15 protein-coding genes are annotated in these 16647 nt (G+C 56.5%); 3 read left to right on the forward strand and 12 right to left on the reverse strand.

Translation table 11 applies throughout. The annotated features are described in order from the left end of the window. Positions 1 to 3: 3 nt before the first annotated feature. Complete coding sequence (locus ACZ1HE_RS01095; RefSeq protein ID WP_472619198.1) at positions 4 to 1218, forward strand: winged helix-turn-helix domain-containing protein; 1215 nt, start codon at positions 4 to 6, stop codon at positions 1216 to 1218. 78 nt (positions 1219 to 1296) lie between these two features. On the opposite strand, the gene ACZ1HE_RS01100 is transcribed toward ACZ1HE_RS01095, so the two are convergent. The 9 genes from ACZ1HE_RS01100 to betB form a co-directional block, all read right to left on the reverse strand. Then, entirely contained in the window at positions 1297 to 2217 is a 921-nt protein-coding gene (locus tag ACZ1HE_RS01100; protein ID WP_472619199.1) for a helix-turn-helix transcriptional regulator, read from the reverse strand. 101 nt (positions 2218 to 2318) lie between these two features. Continuing rightward, entirely contained in the window at positions 2319 to 3503 is a 1185-nt protein-coding gene (gene boxA / locus ACZ1HE_RS01105) for a benzoyl-CoA 2,3-epoxidase subunit BoxA (RefSeq protein WP_472619200.1), read from the reverse strand. Then, positions 3500 to 3673, reverse strand: a complete 174-nt coding sequence (locus ACZ1HE_RS01110) for a hypothetical protein (RefSeq protein WP_165821351.1) — start codon at positions 3671 to 3673, stop codon at positions 3500 to 3502. The genes boxA and ACZ1HE_RS01110 overlap by 4 nt, the downstream gene beginning before the upstream one ends. Before the next feature lie 22 nt (positions 3674 to 3695). Then, positions 3696 to 5147 carry a benzoyl-CoA 2,3-epoxidase subunit BoxB gene (boxB, locus tag ACZ1HE_RS01115; RefSeq protein ID WP_472619201.1) on the reverse strand — a complete coding sequence of 484 codons (1452 nt, stop codon included), beginning with the start codon at positions 5145 to 5147 and terminating at the stop codon, positions 3696 to 3698. A 36-nt stretch (positions 5148 to 5183) separates the two neighbouring features. Beyond that, positions 5184 to 6845 (reverse strand): 2,3-epoxybenzoyl-CoA dihydrolase, encoded by a 1662-nt coding sequence (gene boxC, locus ACZ1HE_RS01120; RefSeq protein WP_472619202.1) that lies wholly within the window; start codon positions 6843 to 6845, stop codon positions 5184 to 5186. A gap of 157 nt (positions 6846 to 7002) precedes the next feature. After that, entirely contained in the window at positions 7003 to 7434 is a 432-nt protein-coding gene (locus ACZ1HE_RS01125) for a DUF309 domain-containing protein (RefSeq protein WP_472619203.1), read from the reverse strand. A 3-nt stretch (positions 7435 to 7437) separates the two neighbouring features. After that, complete coding sequence (locus tag ACZ1HE_RS01130) at positions 7438 to 8241, reverse strand: alpha/beta fold hydrolase (protein WP_472619204.1); 804 nt, start codon at positions 8239 to 8241, stop codon at positions 7438 to 7440. Positions 8242 to 8259: 18 nt separating this feature from the next. Further along, positions 8260 to 9786: a benzoate-CoA ligase family protein gene (locus tag ACZ1HE_RS01135; RefSeq protein ID WP_472619205.1), complete on the reverse strand. Its 1527-nt coding sequence runs from the start codon at positions 9784 to 9786 to the stop codon at positions 8260 to 8262. A gap of 254 nt (positions 9787 to 10040) precedes the next feature. Beyond that, positions 10041 to 11495 carry a betaine-aldehyde dehydrogenase gene (betB, locus tag ACZ1HE_RS01140; RefSeq protein WP_472619206.1) on the reverse strand — a complete coding sequence of 485 codons (1455 nt, stop codon included), beginning with the start codon at positions 11493 to 11495 and terminating at the stop codon, positions 10041 to 10043. A gap of 184 nt (positions 11496 to 11679) precedes the next feature. On the opposite strand from betB, the gene ACZ1HE_RS01145 reads away from it, so the two are divergent. Further along, entirely contained in the window at positions 11680 to 12012 is a 333-nt protein-coding gene (locus tag ACZ1HE_RS01145; RefSeq protein ID WP_472619207.1) for a hypothetical protein, read from the forward strand. A gap of 2 nt (positions 12013 to 12014) precedes the next feature. On the opposite strand, the gene ACZ1HE_RS01150 is transcribed toward ACZ1HE_RS01145, so the two are convergent. From ACZ1HE_RS01150 to ACZ1HE_RS01160, 3 genes are read right to left on the reverse strand one after another with little or no spacing between them, the layout of a single operon-like run. Then, on the reverse strand, positions 12015 to 13802 hold the full coding sequence (locus tag ACZ1HE_RS01150) for an alkyl sulfatase dimerization domain-containing protein (protein ID WP_472619208.1): 1788 nt from the start codon (positions 13800 to 13802) through the stop codon (positions 12015 to 12017). A gap of 16 nt (positions 13803 to 13818) precedes the next feature. Then, positions 13819 to 14343 (reverse strand): DUF1254 domain-containing protein, encoded by a 525-nt coding sequence (locus ACZ1HE_RS01155; protein ID WP_472619209.1) that lies wholly within the window; start codon positions 14341 to 14343, stop codon positions 13819 to 13821. After that, the gene (locus ACZ1HE_RS01160) at positions 14343 to 14945 is read right to left on the reverse strand and encodes a DUF1214 domain-containing protein (protein ID WP_472619210.1); all 603 of its coding nucleotides are present in this window, start codon (positions 14943 to 14945) and stop codon (positions 14343 to 14345) included. Before ACZ1HE_RS01160 ends, ACZ1HE_RS01155 begins: the two co-directional genes overlap by 1 nt. A gap of 190 nt (positions 14946 to 15135) precedes the next feature. Here ACZ1HE_RS01160 and ACZ1HE_RS01165 point away from each other — a divergent pair, with 190 nt between their 5' ends. Further along, on the forward strand, positions 15136 to 16398 hold the full coding sequence (locus tag ACZ1HE_RS01165; RefSeq protein WP_472619211.1) for an imelysin family protein: 1263 nt from the start codon (positions 15136 to 15138) through the stop codon (positions 16396 to 16398). The last annotated feature ends 249 nt before the right edge of the window (positions 16399 to 16647 follow it).

Below are 16647 nucleotides of genomic sequence, written 5' to 3' on the forward strand. Positions count from 1 at the left end.
CTCATGGCTGTCGAGGTGTTGGATAACAGAACTGCCCGCGCGATGTTTCTGGACCGTCACGCGTTGGCCGAGCCGCCTGCTGGTTCAGCTAAAGGTCAATCACTTCTCGACTTGATCAAGCGGTTGGGATTTGTCCAACTCGACAGCATAAACACTGTTGCGCGTGCGCACGACATGATCCTGTATTCGCGCCGACCGACGTATCGGCCGAATAACCTCAAGCGGCTCTATGAAACCGACCGAGGCCTGTTTGAACACTGGACTCATGACGCCGCCGTAGTGCCTATGGCGTTCTACCCACACTGGCATCTACGGTTTCAGCGTGATGCCGAGTTGCTGCGATCTCGATACAAAAACTGGCGCCGAGGCGGGTATGAGCAGCAGTTTGAAACGGTGCTTAATCACATTCGCGATCACGGTCCGGTTTGTTCGTCGGACGTTGGCAAGGATGAGAAAAAGGGCTCGGGTGGATGGTGGGACTGGCACCCGTCAAAAACCGCACTGGAGTACCTGTGGCGCAGTGGAGCATTGTCCGTTGTGGGGCGGGAAGGTTTCCAGAAACGATATGACCTGACTGAACGCGTAATTGAAGAGCATCTTTGCCCCGGTTCGATGCCTTGTGACGCCGAACAGACAATCGACTGGCTTTGCAATGCGGCTGTTGATCGGCTTGGGTTTGCGACTTCCGGCGAAGTTGCCGCGTTTTGGGACACTGTTTCGTCCTCCGAAGCCAAGACTTGGTGTGCGAAAGCTTTTGAACGAGGAGATTTGGTCGAAATCGAGGTCGAAAACTCGGACGGCTCCCGTCGGAAGCACTTTGCCAGGCCTAATGTTATCGCCGACGCACGCGATGCCCCAGTGCCGACATCCCGGGTGCGGGTACTATCCCCGTTTGATCCAGCCTTGCGGGATCGCAAACGCGCCGAGCGACTATTTGGTTTTCACTACCGAATCGAAGTTTTTGTCCCGGCAGCAAAACGGACCTATGGGTATTATGTCTTTCCATTGCTTGAAGGTGATCGTTTGGTTGGACGTATCGACATGAAGGCGCACCGCGACTGTGGGGAGTTAAGAGTGAGGGCTCTGTGGCCTGAGCGCGGAGTTCGCTGGACGAAGTCACGTCTTCAGAAAATGGAATCTGAACTGGATCGTGTGCGCCGGTTTACCGGAATGGAAAAAGTCGTGTTTTCGACCGATTGGTTGCGACATCCATCGTGACCCAGCCTTTCTCAGCAATCTCACCTACGAGAGATCAAATTGAGCCAGCCGCGCCGGATGGCTTGCTTCAAACCTGAGTCAAGGAACCAGGAACCCGCGTTCGCCTACCAAATCGCGCAATCGCACAAATGCCTCTTCTTCGTTCAGCGCAGATGTATCGAATTGAACGAGAGCCTTGTTATAGAGCGCTTCGCGGCTGGTCAGAATGGATTTGAGTTGTTCCATTGCTTCGGGGTTGCCTGCCATCGGGCGTTCATCTCCCTGTGCCCGAACCCGGTCCATGTGTTCTGTTGGCGACGCTCTCAGCCAAATCGTATGAAAATGACTTAACAGCGTGTTGTACGTTTCGGGTTCCGCCACAATTCCGCCCGCGACGGCCAAGATCATGGTTTCATGTGTAGCAATGACACGTGATACAGCCTGTGCTTCCAGCTTTCGGTACCCTTCTTGCCCGTAAAGGGCCATGACTTCGCTGACAGGCATTCCACTTTGTTCTTCGATCTCGGCATTCAACTCGACAAAGGGCACGTTCGTTGCGGCGCCGAGGCGGGCACCTAGTGTTGATTTTCCAGCCCCGCGCAGACCTACGAGGCAGATCCTCTTAGCTCGCAAGGCTTCAACCGGTTCCGGATTTAGAATGCGCAATGCAGCCTGCTGAACGTCCGCATTTGCAACACGATACAGATCAGCCACGCGCAATACGTCCGACGTCCAGGGATCGTCCTCACCAACTAACCATTCAATGCGGTGATCCAGCGCCACAGCAATCCGTTGCAGTAAACCGATTGAGATGTTTCCTTCGCCTGCTTCGAGCTGCGCAAGATAGCGCGGCGAAACTCCCGACATCTCGGACAAAACCCGTCGAGGAATGCCGCGACGCTGGCGCGCTTCTCGAACGCGCTCGCCCACACGTTCAATCAGCGCCTCAACCGAGGCTTCGGCGTGGTCTTGCACGTTTTGGGGGCTGCTCTCGCCACGAAAGTTGGTCATTTCGGTCATTGGGCTCGGCCATTGTGCAAAATAGTGCGTAATTCTACGACAGCACTGCCAAATTAGCAATGCGGCACAGCATTATCTTGCATTAGGCTGGAGTGAGAAGATCAGTAGGTTTCCACGTGATACCTACCATCTTCGCGCATTTTATCGCGGATCTCGGCCCAATTCAAACCGATACCGCGTGCAACGTCCTTGAGCGCTTCCTCGACGCCTTGTTCCATCGCCTTGAGCCCGCAGATATAGATGTGACCCTTGGGATCCTGCAACAGTTTACTCACCTTCTCGGCCTCATCCCTCAGCTTGTCCTGGACATAGTGCTTGGTCTCACCCTCCATCCGCGAGAACGCGAAATGCTTGGCCATGAAGTCATTGGGAACTTTCCCGAGGGGGCCAAAATACGGCAGCTCTTCGGGGCGTCTGGCACCAAAGACCAGGGTCAGTGTGTCCTTGAGCTTTGGGTTCTCACGCTGCCTGCGCATGGTGAAGGCACGGAACGGAGCTGACCCGGTGCCCGTGCAGATCATCAACAGGTGCGTCTCGTGGTCAGTGGGCAGCAAGAAGGTCGCGCCAAAGGGGCCAGTCAGTTGAACCGTGTCACCTGCTTTCAAGTCACACACGTAGTTTGAGCAGACGCCGTGTTCTTCGCGTTTGACGGTCAGGGACAGGTTATTGAAATTCGGACGCTCGCCGTCACGTGGGCTGGACACCGAATACAGACGCGGCAAATGCGGTTTGCCCTCGGCATCGGTGCCGGGTGGGATGATCCCAACGCTTTGCCCTTCGAGCACGGGAAATGGCAGCGCACCCAGGTCCAGGATGAGGTGACGGACGTCACTGTCGCTGTCCTGGTCCGTCAACCGATAGTTCCCCTGCACCTTCGCCTCGGCCGGTTTGCCGATGGTGTAGAGGTTGATCGTGGGTTTCGAGGCTGATGCCGGTGCCTTGGCTTTGCCGCCAGCCCCCTTGTGTGCCTCGGCCAAAAGGGCCGCCATCGCATCATCCAGCGCCTCGAGGCCAGTGTCGTCCTCGGGCAGGTCCTCTTGTGGGGGCAGTTCCATCCACTCGAACTGTTCGTCGACCGAATAGGGCTCGGCCACCACCCGCCACTCGTCGATAGACCCCGTTGGGCAGACCGGGATGCAATCCATGCAAAAGTTGCATTTCGAGGCATCGACAACGACGTTCATGTCGTCATGTTCGATGGCCTCTTCGGGGCAGGTCATCTCGCAGGTGTAGCAACGAATGCAGATTTCCGGGTCGATCAGATGTTGTTTCAGGGGTTGGTTCATGGGGTCGACCCCCGCCGTAATACAACTTCGGGCAAAGTTGCCACCTCGGCCAGGGCGAAACAGACGCCCCGGCATGTGGTGCAGCCCAAACAGGGGGCATTCTGGTCGATCACGATCTGACCGACTTCGACCAAGCGCCGGGTTTTCGGCGCGCTCTGTTCGATCTCCATGGCCTTCTCCTGTCTTGGACGATTACGCCATGTGCAATTGCACGTATTCGAAATCGCCCGGCTTGTTGTCGATGCCGACCTTGGGCGGAGAAATCCAGCTCGCGAATTTGCCGGGCTCAAAGCAGGGTTTCATCAGCGACTGGATGAAATCACCGTCCGCCTTGGTTGGCAGCCAATCCTTGACCTTGGCGTCCCAGTCTTCTTTCGGAATGATGTTCCCATCCGGATCGACACTAACACTGGAAAAAACGCCGATCTTGCGGTGGAACCCTTCATGTGGCAGTGCCATCGCAAACTCGATCCCGTGCTTTTCGATGATCTTGTTCCAACGACCCACACCACCGGCGGCGTCTTTTACATAGTCATCGCGCAGGCGCATGTTGATCGCGGTCAGAGCGGGAACTTCCTCGGCGAGGATCGCGCCATCCTTGACCGTGCGCACGACGTAGGTGTCGTCACTCAGTTTGTGGTCGTCCTTGATCCGCATTTCCATGAAGCGGCCCTTGATACCTGCGTTGAACGCGTTGGCGGCGTTGGTCGACACTTCGTTACCGAACAGGTCCAGCGACAGCGTGTAGTGCAAGTTCAGTTTTTTCTGGATCGTGGGCAGGTCGATCACACCCAGATCGCGGATCTTGTCGATGTCATAAGGATCGGTGATGCCCGCCTTGTTCATCGCCTCACACGTCGCCTGGATGGTACGACCGACACCGGTTTCACCAACGAACATGTGGTGTGCCTCTTCGGTCAGCATGAAGCGGCACGTGCGGCTGAGCGGATCAAACCCGGATTGTGCCAGGCTTTCCAGCTGCATCTTGCCGTCGCGGTCGGTGAAGTAGGTGAACATGAAGAACGACAACCAATCCGGCGTCTCTTCGTTGAAGGCACCCAGCATCCGTGGTGCCTCATCAGAACCTGACGAGCGGACCAGCATGTCATTGGCCTCTTCCCGACCATCGCGGCCAAAGTACTTCTGAAGCAGATAGACCATCGCCCACAAGTGTCGCCCTTCTTCGACGTTCACCTGGAACAGATTGCGCATGTCATACAGCGACGGGGCTGTAAGGCCCAAGAACCGCTGCTGCTCCACCGAGCCTGGCTCGGTGTCGCCCTGAATAACGATCAGACGTTTGAGCATATTGCGGTACTCACCGGGCACCTCTTGCCAAGCAGGTTCACCAAAGTGCTCGCCACAAGGGATGCGGCGATCTTCCACCTGTGGCGCCAACAGAACGCCCCAGCGGTATTCCGGCATCTTCACATAGTCGAACTTGGCCCACCCTTTGGGATCCACGGACACGGCGGTGCGCAGATAGACCATGCTTTCCTGAAAGTTCTGCGGGATTAGGTCGTTCCACCAGTTGATGTAACCGGGATGCCATTTCTCCAGCGCTTTCAGGACCTTCTTGTCCTGACTCAGACCCACATTGTTTGGGATTTGGGTATCATAACTGACGTTGATCAGATCGAGCATTTCATTCCTCCCCAGTCGATGGCCCTGCCACCGCCGTTACACACGTTCCATGTTGTAATTGCCGCGCACACCAGTGCCATAGCGTTGCAATGCGCCGTCTTCACCCACCGCATTAGGGCGCTGGAAAATCCAGTTCTGCCATGCGGTCAGGCGTCCAAAGATGCGGGTTTCCATCGTCTCGGGTCCAGCAAAGCGCAGGTTCGCCTCCATCCCGGTCATCGCATCGGGCGAGAAGCTGGCGCGCTCTTCCATGAAGATGCGCACCTCATCTTCCCAGTCGATGTCGTCAAAGGCGTAGGTGATCAGGCCCAACTCCTCGGCCTCGTCAGCTTCGATCGGCTCACCGATCCGTGCCTTGGCTGCAACGACGGCTTCGGGCGACCCAAGAAAGCGGGTTTCCAACCGCGTCAGATCGTTCGACATCGGATAGCGCCCGAAGTTACCGTCTGTCAGCGTGATCGCCGCCAAGGGTCGATTGTCGCCTTCGAACTCTTCAAGCATCATGTAGGTCCGATCCACGGACCACAATAGTTCCGCCAGAACCCCGGCAAAGCAGGACCCATGTTCGACCAAGGCCACCAGTGAGCGCGAGGTCATGTCGACCCGTTTCAGCACCCGCTTCCAATACGTCAGGATTTCGTTCGCCAGCCAGTGGTCTGCGTTTTCAAGTAGCAGCCTTTCATGCGCGACAAGCCCGTCTGAATCTCCTTGCGTGGTGAAGGCCACTAGCCCAAGCTCACGCTCGTTCAGGCGCAGATGCAGGATCGCGTCATCCAGTTCGCGTGCAAGACGCAGCATGTACGCCTCTGCTCCTTGGTCAACCAAAGCATCGGTCGATGCCGGGGCTGTGTCTTCGGGTCCCTTGATAAGGATCGTCGCGCGGCCTGCATCCCGCTCTACAGAGACTTCGACCGTGGAATAGGTTACCGATCCGTCTTCGGCAAAATTGCGGGTCAGGGGCGTCAGGGTGATACCACTTGCAACATCTGGCTTGTCCGAAGCCCCGGCAAACTCGCGTGCACGTTCTTGCACTGTGTCATCGAATTTCGAGTTTGCGATGACTTCGTCCACAAGTTTCCAATCGACCGCGCGTTGACCTTTGACACCTTCTTCGACCGAACAGAACACATCAGCCAGATCTCGGCGTACCTTGCGTTTGTCGGTCACGCGAGTCAGACCGCCGGTGCCGGGCAGAACGGCCAGCAGAGGGACCTCGGGCAAAGCAACGGACGAAGAGGAATCATTTGTGAGCATGATGTGGTTGCAGGCCAATGCAAGCTCATACCCACCACCTGCGCATGCACCTTTTACGGCAGCGATATATTTCTGACCTGAATCCGCCTCTGCGGCCTCAAAGGTGTTGCGGGTTTCGTTGGTGAATTTGCAAAAGTTCACCTTGTGGGCGTGACTGGCACCGCCCAGCATCCGGATATTTGCCCCGGCGCAAAAAACCTTGTCCTTGGCCGATTGCATCACCACGACCTTCACCTCGGGGTGTTCGAATCGCATCCGCTGCACCACATCGGCCAGCTCGATATCAACGCCCAGATCATATGAATTGAGCTTCAGCTCGTAGCCGGGAAATAGCCCCGCCGTTTCGTCCACATCCATGAACAAATTGGCAACCGGCCCATCATATTCGATGCGCCAATGACGATAGTTTGAGGGATCGGTCTGAAAGTCGATACGTTCGGCCATGCCGGTCTCCGCCTTTGTTGGTTGGTGTGCAACATAGTACGCCAAATGATGTGCGGCAAGCTCATATTGGCATGATAATGCATAAATAGACCTCAGATTCTTTCAAGATAGGACGATGTTTTGGGGATTTCTAAAGACTTCGAAGTCAATAACTGCACTATATTGCATCACTCCCCACGATTCGCTTCTCCAATGCATCCAAGCGTTCCAACACGTTCGCAACCCGGATTCCCATAACTTCGGTCGACGCACCGTTCAGCCCTGCTCGACAGTCAACGCACAAACGGCGCACAGCCCGCGGTCGGTTCATTTTTTCTTTCAGCTGGGCATTGGCCAATTGGATGACGGCCTGCACAAACCGCCGCTCTGCCGAATTCGGCGGCAAGACCAGCCACACCGCTTCCCACACCTCATGTGCCTCCCAAAAGCATCCTGCCTCAAGAAACGCCCAACCCGCAGTCCAGGCGTCGCAAGCTGCAAGATCGCAAACGGACATTCCTGACCGTGCTGTCAACCTCAGCGCGTCATATGTTCCCTCTTCGGGGCGCAGGGTCGCGCCGGGAACATATGGAACCGCAGGCAGTTTCACCGATCACGCGGTTTCGACTTGCGCCGCTTCGATCCGTTCCAACCTGGCGCAGAATTCCGCCGCGGCGGCGAGCGTTTCCTCGGAAGCCTCCAGATGGGGCGAATGTTTACAATCCAGCTCGACTCGATCAACGGGGCAATAGGCGCGGTCGGTAATTTCGTCCAACTGCGCCATGGTGCCATATTGGTCGCCATGCCCTTGGATCGCCAGGATGGGCACCCGGATATAGTCGATCACCTCGGCCACATTCCAATCGGCAAATCCCGGATCAAGCCAAACATCTGCCCAACCCCGAAACGCACCTTCGGGATCTCGGTGATATTTGCTCATCCGCGTTGAAAGGTCGGTGGTGTTGAACGTGTCGCGCGCCCGCTCGATCTCGGCCAGCCCCATGGGTTCGGCAAAAAAATGCGGGGCCATCAAAATCACCCCTCGCACCCGATGATCTTCGACACTGCCCGCATAGGCCGCGGCCATCGTGGCACCGTCTGAATGACCGAACAGGATACACCGTTGAATATTCGCCTGCTCCATGATGTGCGGCAGCACCTCAAGCGGCTCTTTTGACTGGTAATCCAACCTGCGCGGCAGCTGGATCGGGTCCGAGTTGCCATAGCCCTGTCGCGAAAACACCAGCACACCGAAACCGGTGCGTGCTGACAGCTTCTCAGGGAAATCCCGCCACAGAGCGACACAGCCCAACCCCTCGTGCAGCAGGATGATCGTCGGGGCCTGATCCGGGGCGGGGCCGTGACAGGCATATTCCAAGGCAACGCCATTCACCTTCAATGGAAAGCTTGGGGACATGCTCCATTCCAACATAATTTACCCTTCGCGCAATTTGAAACGCTGGATCTTGCCCGTTGCGGTCTTGGGTAAGTCCTCCACAAACTCAATCCACCTTGGATACTTCCATTTGCCGACTTTTTCTTTGACGAACTCCTTGAGTTCGTCTGCCAGCCCATCGCTCTGATCCAGTTTGAGGACAATATAGGCCTTGGGTTTTTCCAAGTCCTGTTCGTCCCGCATAGGGACAACGGCAGCCTCTAGAACCGCAGGATGGCCCACCAGGGCTTGCTCTACCTCAAATGGAGAGACCCAAATTCCTGAGACCTTGAACATGTCGTCGGTGCGACCACAGTACACATAGCGCCCGTCTTCGATCAGTTCGTATTTGTCCCCTGTGCGCGTCCATTCACCCTCGAATGTTGCACGGCTTTTTTCCCGCTTGTTCCAATACCCATCAGCCGCAGAGGCGCCCCGCACAAGGAGCTCTCCAAGACCTCCAACTGGCACATCCAAGCCTTCCTCGTCCACCAAACGCACGTCATAACCAGGGACCGGACGCCCAGAAGTTCCATAAGCCACGTCGTCGGGACCATTGGATAAAAAGATGTGCAGCATTTCCGTAGAGCCAACACCATCCAGGATGTCCGTGCCCAACAGGCGCTGCCAAGACTTTCCTATTTCTTCGGGAAGCGCTTCGCCTGCCGAGATGCATCGGCGAAGCATGGTTTCAGGAACTTCGCTCTGTTCCAGTAACGCAACCGTGGCCGCATAAAGTGTCGGGACGCCACAGAACACCGTGGGTTTTTCGTCACGGAGTATTTGGACAGTCATATCTGGTGTTGGCCGACCATTGAACAGAACAGTTTCCGCGCCGACGGACATTGGAAATGTCATCGCATTGCCAAGCCCATAGGCAAAAAACAGCTTGGCAGCAGAATATACAAGATCATCAGGCTGGATCTGAAGAACTTGGGAACCATAAGTATCGGCAGTGGCTTTCAGGCTTCCGTGTACATGTCGTACACCTTTGGGTTGCCCTGTTGACCCCGACGAATACAGCCAGAATGCAACGTCATCCCCGGATGCGTGGACGGTTTCAGACAACTCGCAATCTTTGATGAACTCTTCGTAGCTGACCATTCCTTCGGGCGCGTCGCCAACCACGACGACGTGAGACAAATGCTCTGAGGCTTGGGCAACGGATTGAATCACTGGCCAAAGTTCTCTGGATACAAACAGAACATTTGCGCGGCTATCTTGCAGGATCGCGTCGTAAACCGGGGTTGCCAACAAGGTATTCAGTGGAACAGGAATAACTCCTGCCTTAACACAACCCCAGAAGATCTGTGGAAATTCGATCTGGTCAAGGACCAGCATAATCGCGCGGGCTTCGCGCGGTACGTTTGCGCGTTTCAGGGCGGTGGCAAGCATGCCCGCTCCAGTTGCCAATTCACCATAAGTTAGTGTTCGCTTGTCGCCGGTGGCTTCCCGAAAGGCGGCGCGACTCTCGTGCCCCTGATCAATGTGGCGGTCCACAAAGTACAACGCTGCGTTTCCGCTCATCGGCCCCTCCTTGACGCGATTGGCTGGCGCAGCACGCGGTTGGCTCCACTGATCCGACCCACGCGCGCCTCTCCCTCGAGCGCCATAATGCACCCGTAGGTGAATTATGCAAGATATTGCTCATCACGAAAATGCATTGTTGCACTTTATCGCACAAATTAATTGCGCACAGGCATCTCAAGCCATTTCAACCCAAAGAGCCGGACGCGCTATAGGTCCGCTCTTCGGGTCTTTTTTGTTAGCCGTTTTGAGGCTCAGTAGGGTGCTTCCACATCGTTCATCGAGACGTATACGGTTTTCATCTCGCTGAAGTGATTGATCGCAAGCTTCGAGTTTTCGCGACCTACACCGGACGATTTTGAGCCACCAAAGGGCGCCTCGACTGGGGCCAGGTTGTAGGTATTGATGTAGCAGGTGCCAGCCTCGAACCTAGCCACGACGCGGTGTGCGCGGGTCAGGTCATTGGTAAAGACGCCAGCCGCCAGGCCAAACTCGGTGTCGTTGGCGCGGGCCATGACCTCTTCTTCAGTGTCGAATTCCAGTACCGACATGACCGGCCCAAAGATTTCCTCGCGCGCGATGGTCATGTCATCGGTGACATCGGCAAAGACGGTGGGTTGCAGATAGAAACCGTTACCATCGATGCGGTGACCGCCGTGAACCAGACGAGCGCCTTCATCCTTGCCCTTGGCGATGTAGCCCAGCACGATATTCATCTGGTTTTCACTGACCATCGGTCCAAAGTTCACGTCTTCGTCTAGCGGATCGCCGATTTTGGCGGTGGCGAGACGTTCTGACAGGCGCTTCAGGAATGCCTCCTTGATACCCTTTTGAACAAATACGCGGGTGCCGTTTGAACAGACTTGGCCTGACGAATAAAAGTTGCCCAAGATCGCCCCCGATACGGCGTTTTCGATGTCGGCGTCGTCAAACACGATCATCGGGGACTTGCCGCCCAGTTCCATGGTCACGTGTTTGATGCCTTCAGCGGCTGCGGCATAGACCTTGCGGCCCGTGGGTACCGACCCGGTTAGCGACACCTTGGCAACGCGCTCGTCGGTGATCAAGGAGGCGCCAACGTTACCGTAGCCCTGAACCACGTTGTAGACACCTTTGGGTGCGCCTGCCTCAATCAAGATCTCGGCGACCTTCAAGGCAGACAGCGGGGTAGTTTCTGAAGGTTTGAACACCATGGTGTTGCCACAGGTAAGCGCGGGAGCACCTTTCCAGCAGGCGATCTGAGTAGGGTAGTTCCAGGCGCCAATACCCACACAGACGCCCAATGCCTCGCGGATGGTATAGACAAAGTCACCGCCACCCAGCGGGATGTGCTCGCCCGTCAACGAGGCGGCTAACCCTCCAAAGAACTCCAACGCATCTGCGCCGGACGTGGCATCGGCCACTAGGGTCTCCTGCAACGGTTTGCCAGTGTCGTGGGTTTCCAGGATCGAGAGCTCGCGGTTACGGTCGCGCATAATGTCGGCAGCCCGGCGTAGGACGCGGCCCCGTTCCGTGCCCGACATTGCAGCCCATTCGGCCTGCGCGGTTTTGGCGGCATTCAACGCCTGATCAATGATCGCGGGTGTTGCGGAATGCAGGCGCGCAATCACCTCGCCCGTTGCTGGGTAGATCACGTAGATTTGTTCGCCTTTGGGGTCCTCGACATAGGTTCCATTGATGAAGTGGCTGCCCTCGGGTTGAAATTTCATGCCAGGATTCCTTGATTCATAGTAAGCGTGAAAAACGCAGGTCGGTTACGCCCGACTTATGGTCGCATGACGACGGGACAGGCTGCTTCAGAAACGGCGCTCAACGCGCCTTGAACGGCGCACATCTTGAAAAAGTTCCATGAATGTTCTATATTTGTTCCATCTGGAGCGGAGGATCATAATCATGGCCCACCTGCCTAAGGCCACAACGCTGGACAACCCCAGCAACGACTATCACATTCTGCCGGTGACGCAGAAACAGTTACAGTATGCTCTTGCAATTGCACAGAAATCTTCGGTCGATGTACCGCCCGAGGCACGTGCTGACCGGCGCGCCATGTCTGCCTGGATCGACGCGCATCGCCCGCGTAGGGCTCCGTCTCGGTTCGACAATTACCCTTCGTCCAAGCAGGTTGCATTTGCCGAAAGGATCGCGCGCAAGAAACGCCGCGAAGTGCCGCGAGAGTGTTTCCGCGACCGAATGATGATGTCGCGCTGGATCGACAGCAACCTGTAGTTTCAGTTTTCCTGTAGTGGCGGATTGAAATAGCCCAGAAACGTCGTCAGCCCTGCGATGCTGCCGGTGACTTGCATTTCCCCTGCAACAAGCACCTTGGCGGGGTTGCGACGTTGGACGGCAATGGCCCGAAACACATCCGTTGTGGTGGTCAGGCGTCCAACATTGTCGTCGGCTAGGCCATCCTCCAGATAAGCCACGCCGCGGTGAATGCGGATGGTATAACTCTGCGCGTCGGTGAATTCGAACCCGTAAGACAGGCTTTTGTCTACTACGGCTGATACGTCGACATTCGTGGTCAGGATGCCCAGAAAGCGATCAATTGGGATGCCGTTCAGCATTCGGTCCGGCGAGGCCGAGATAGAGGCCAATGGCAGGGTAAACCCATCGGCTTCGGCCGCGCTTGTCAAAAAGTAGTTGCGCACCGAGGATGCCGTTTCTCGTGCCGCAAGTTCCCGCATGGCCGCTGCACGTAACGCGGCGGCTCGGTCGTCGCCAAGACGTTGCAACTGGTTTCCCAGAATGAGCGCCCATGCAGCGTCCCCGCTGGCAAGCGAAGCTTCGCCTGCCGCGAACAACGCGTCGTTGCCACCTGCTAAATCTGCCATCAGTTGGGCGCGTCGGTCGGGAGTTGGGGGCCGCAAGTCGGCCGGATCGCCCGAGAACCACCCTAATGTGCCCGAGAATACGGCCTTTGCGGCAAAATCGACCCGTCCATAAAGCTCCTTTAGATAAGGCGCATTGGCCAGATGCGGTGGCAATTTGATCTGTTCCGCAATTTCATCCGGGGTGAGGCCTTCATTGATCATCCGAATGGTTTCGTCATAGACGAATTGGATTGCATCCCGGTAATCGGTTAGGCGCGTGTAAATCTCTTCGGCTCCCAGCACCGGTTGCGAGTGATGTGGGATCATTGTTTCCGCACCCAACCGGGACATCATATCCAAGCTATGCGCCCATTTTCGCGGGTCGCGATAGGGCGTGCCCCGCACCGTGTAGAGGTTCGGGAAGGCATGATAGTAGTTGTCCGCAGGAAGAAGCAGAGCTCGATCTGGCAGGTAGATCGCGAGTTGATCACCGGTTTCACCGGGTGCATGCATCATGATCAGGTTTTCACCAGCCATCGTGACTTCGGCATAGTCACCGATCACATCAGTCGGTGGGATAAAGTCAAAACCGTCCGAATGATTGCTGAGCAGTCGCGGACCTATCCCGTTGTTTTCGAAATTCTCGTCGGGCAGATAGGTGCCAAACATCCGCATGGCGCGTTTGAAGGTGATAGGAGACAGTATGCCCACAACTTCATTCACGCGCGCCTCGGTCTCGGTTTGCGCCCAGATACGGGGGACATGGTCTTGCCCCTCAAGCAGATTGCCTGCGCCAAACACATGGTCGGCATGGTTGTGGGTATAGATCACATCCGTTACCGGCTTTCCGGTATCTTCGCGCATCTTGTCCAGCCAGGGTGCCAACCCCTCGGCCGCGCGGATCGACTCCAAAGTATCGACCAGGATCAACCCCTCGGGCGCGTCGATGACAATGACGTTGGCCAGACCATAGCCGATGGCCACGTGAACACCGGGAATTGGCTCCTCGATGCGCTTTTCAAAGATCTTGTTGTGCGTTTTGACGTCGGGCAGCGCGTCCGATCGTGCGACAGCGGCAAAGGTGGTTTCAGTCGCGGTGTCTGACCCTCCTTCATCGGCAGTAAGCCAGATGTACCCACCAATTCCGGTCACGATTGCGATCATCGCTGTGGCCGTGGCTGCGCCTGCAAGAAAAGCTTTCATGTTTGGGGTCCTGTTATCAGGTGAGGGGGCTGCAGCCTCCCAGTGGATTGAGCGCATCAGAGTGCGCACGGCTGTCTGCGTCCGGGGCCAGCCTGCGGATCAGGGCGATGCCTGTTTCATCGCTCAAGCGAACGACCGGCAAATCGGTGTTCGGCGGCGTTTGTTGGTCCTGGGTAGCGACGATGACGCCGCTCAGGGAACCATCGCCGCGCAGCGAGGATGCATGCACGTTGCGGGTGTCGTGGTCAAAGATCGACAGTGACCCGTAGCCAGGCCAGGTCGCGGCGGTCACTTTGACCGGTCCACTTGACAAGTCCAGCAGGCAAACGGTGTAGGCCAGATCAGGAGAGGCGCGCACAACGGGCTGGTTTTCTGGTGTGATGGGTGCGGACGGCAGCCATTGGTTGAAGGCGTTGTCTTCGCCCTTCAGCAAGTCGATGGCCCTGTCCATGACAAATGTCGGGATGTTGAGCAATACGAACAGATGCACCGCCGCAGCAGTCACAAGCGTTGTGATCAAGAAGAGTACGCGCCCGGACATCAAGCGTCCCCCCTGCAGGTCAGGCGTTGCACCATTGGTGGCGTCAAACGCTCGGTCGGAGCGCCCAGAAAGTCATCATGCGGTTCATAGATTCGCAGGGTCAGGTCGAATGTTCCAGCGTTCTCGTTCGAGATCCAGCTTTGTTCGGGATCAGAGGGTTTGGTCGTGGCGACATCAAAGCTCCAGCTTTTGCCATCCGTTACATCAGTTGAATCAAACGACAGATGTCCGCCTTGGTTTGATGGCAGATATCCGTCGGCATCATAGAGCGTCACCGACCACCAGAACCCCGGTAGTTCGCCACCGCTGACCCGGTATGTGCAGCCATCCGACAGCGGTTTACCATCACTGTCGGTGTCGGCAATGAAATAGACGGCTTCGGATTTTCGGAGTGCCAGCAACCCAAAGCGGGCGACCCATGCGCGCAGATATGGTCCCGATGCCTCGGACCCGATGGTCCAATCGCTTTCCCATCCGTCGATCTGAACAGGCTTTGCGCGCGACACTGGCCCTGGCAATAATCCGGCACCCATCAAGGCGCTCACGCTGCCGACAATGGCTCCGACAAAAAGGCCAGCCACGATAGTTAGAACTCTCCCCATGGAAACAGGGAACCCGAGAAGGGGGGTCTGTAAATCCTGCCGTGGCGGAAAGCGATGGCGTGCATTTGCTGACCAAAAAACTCAGGATTGACTTAACTGAGTGATTTTGTCAGTTAACTGGCAACCACCCCGCCCGACCAAAAACACTGCAAAGGGCGTCAGGTTACAATTCAACCAAGGACCCAATCCGATGAAATCCCTTTTCTTCGCGGCTACTGCGCTCAGCCTGCCCATAGGAACCGCAGCCCTGGCCGCTGACAAAGCAGACGTTCTGACCAATTATGCCAATATCGCCGAAGCCAAATATCAAGATAGCCTGATTACTGCGCAGCGATTGCAGACAGCCGTCGACGCGTTGGTCGCGAACCCCTCTGCCGAAAACCTGCAAGCCGCCAAAGACGCATGGCTGGCATCGCGCGTTCCCTACCAGCAGACCGAAGTCTACCGCTTTGGCAACGCCATCGTCGACGAGTGGGAAGGCAAAGTGAATGCCTGGCCATTGGACGAAGGCCTGATTGACTATGTTGACGCCAGCTATGGTGGCCCGTCGGACGAAAATGAATACGCTGCGCTTAGTGTCGTGGCGAACTCGTCCTTCACACTCTCAGGTGAAACCGTTGATGCGGCAAACATCACGCCTGAACTGCTGTCCGAGACCTTGCACGAAGCAGACGGGATCGAGGCGAACGTGGCGACAGGCTATCACGCCATCGAGTTTTTGCTCTGGGGTCAGGACCTGAATGGTCACGGAATTGGCGCTGGCAACCGTCCTTGGACCGACTATGCCTCGAGCGACGATTGCACCGGCGGCAATTGTGACCGCCGAGGTGAATACCTCAAGGCGGCGACCGACCTGCTGGTCAGCGATCTGGAATGGATGGCCGCGCAATGGGCCGATGGCGGAGACGCGCGAAATGCGGTTCTGGAAGACGACAACGCGGGCATCGTGACAATCCTGACCGGCATGGGTAGCCTGTCCTATGGCGAGCAGGCCGGTGAGCGGATGCGCCTTGGCCTGATGCTGAACGACCCCGAAGAAGAGCACGATTGTTTTTCGGACAACACCCACAACAGCCACTACTACGATGGTCTGGGTGTGCAGAACGTGTACTTGGGTGAGTATGTCCGTGTGAACGGCGAGTTGGTTTCGGGTCCTGCGCTGGCGGATCTGGTTGCTGCGGCGGACGCCGATCTGGACGCCGAAATGCGCGTCAAGCTGGCCACTACCATGATGGCGCTGGGCCGGATCAAGTCGGCGGCGGAAAGCGGCTTTGCCTATGACCAGATGTTGGAGCGCGGCAACGCAGCGGGTGAGGCTCTGGTGATGGGCGGCGTCAACGGCCTGGTCGACCAGACCCGCAGCATTCAGCGTATCGTCGCAATCTTGAAGCTCGACAACGTCGACTTCGAAGGCTCGGATTCGCTGGACAACCCGAATGCGGTTTTCCATTAAATCAGAGCCCTGATGAACAAGGATCAACGGCGCCTCTGGCGCCGTTTTTTTTGTAGCGCTGGTTCGTTGGTGATTCCCTAATTGCCCAGTTCTGTTGCGTGAAATACCGCTTATCTTTCGATTTGCGGGTGCAAACCGCAAAAGTTTCCTTTTACCTGAGTGTTTTACTGCGAAAATACACTCGCGCCCCCAATTGTGACTGGTTCGTGCAGAAATACCCGACTATTACACTTGGATAAGAAACCTTCG

This window comes from Falsiruegeria sp. JB4-1, from assembly GCF_055693495.1.

Excerpts from the sequence above, each read along its gene's own strand:
- ACZ1HE_RS01095 (WP_472619198.1), top strand. The coding sequence starts at position 4 with ATGGCTGTCGAGGTGTTGGATAACAGAACTGCCCGCGCGATGTTTCTG.
- ACZ1HE_RS01100 (WP_472619199.1), bottom strand. The coding sequence starts at position 2,217 with ATGACCGAAATGACCAACTTTCGTGGCGAGAGCAGCCCCCAAAACGTG.
- boxA (WP_472619200.1), bottom strand. The coding sequence starts at position 3,503 with ATGAACCAACCCCTGAAACAACATCTGATCGACCCGGAAATCTGCATT.
- ACZ1HE_RS01110 (WP_165821351.1), bottom strand. The coding sequence starts at position 3,673 with ATGGAGATCGAACAGAGCGCGCCGAAAACCCGGCGCTTGGTCGAAGTC.
- boxB (WP_472619201.1), bottom strand. The coding sequence starts at position 5,147 with ATGCTCGATCTGATCAACGTCAGTTATGATACCCAAATCCCAAACAAT.
- boxC (WP_472619202.1), bottom strand. The coding sequence starts at position 6,845 with ATGGCCGAACGTATCGACTTTCAGACCGATCCCTCAAACTATCGTCAT.
- ACZ1HE_RS01130 (WP_472619204.1), bottom strand. The coding sequence starts at position 8,241 with ATGTCCCCAAGCTTTCCATTGAAGGTGAATGGCGTTGCCTTGGAATAT.
- ACZ1HE_RS01135 (WP_472619205.1), bottom strand. The coding sequence starts at position 9,786 with ATGAGCGGAAACGCAGCGTTGTACTTTGTGGACCGCCACATTGATCAG.
- betB (WP_472619206.1), bottom strand. The coding sequence starts at position 11,495 with ATGAAATTTCAACCCGAGGGCAGCCACTTCATCAATGGAACCTATGTC.
- ACZ1HE_RS01145 (WP_472619207.1), top strand. The coding sequence starts at position 11,680 with ATGGCCCACCTGCCTAAGGCCACAACGCTGGACAACCCCAGCAACGAC.
- ACZ1HE_RS01150 (WP_472619208.1), bottom strand. The coding sequence starts at position 13,802 with ATGAAAGCTTTTCTTGCAGGCGCAGCCACGGCCACAGCGATGATCGCA.
- ACZ1HE_RS01155 (WP_472619209.1), bottom strand. The coding sequence starts at position 14,343 with ATGTCCGGGCGCGTACTCTTCTTGATCACAACGCTTGTGACTGCTGCG.
- ACZ1HE_RS01160 (WP_472619210.1), bottom strand. The coding sequence starts at position 14,945 with ATGGGGAGAGTTCTAACTATCGTGGCTGGCCTTTTTGTCGGAGCCATT.
- ACZ1HE_RS01165 (WP_472619211.1), top strand. The coding sequence starts at position 15,136 with ATGAAATCCCTTTTCTTCGCGGCTACTGCGCTCAGCCTGCCCATAGGA.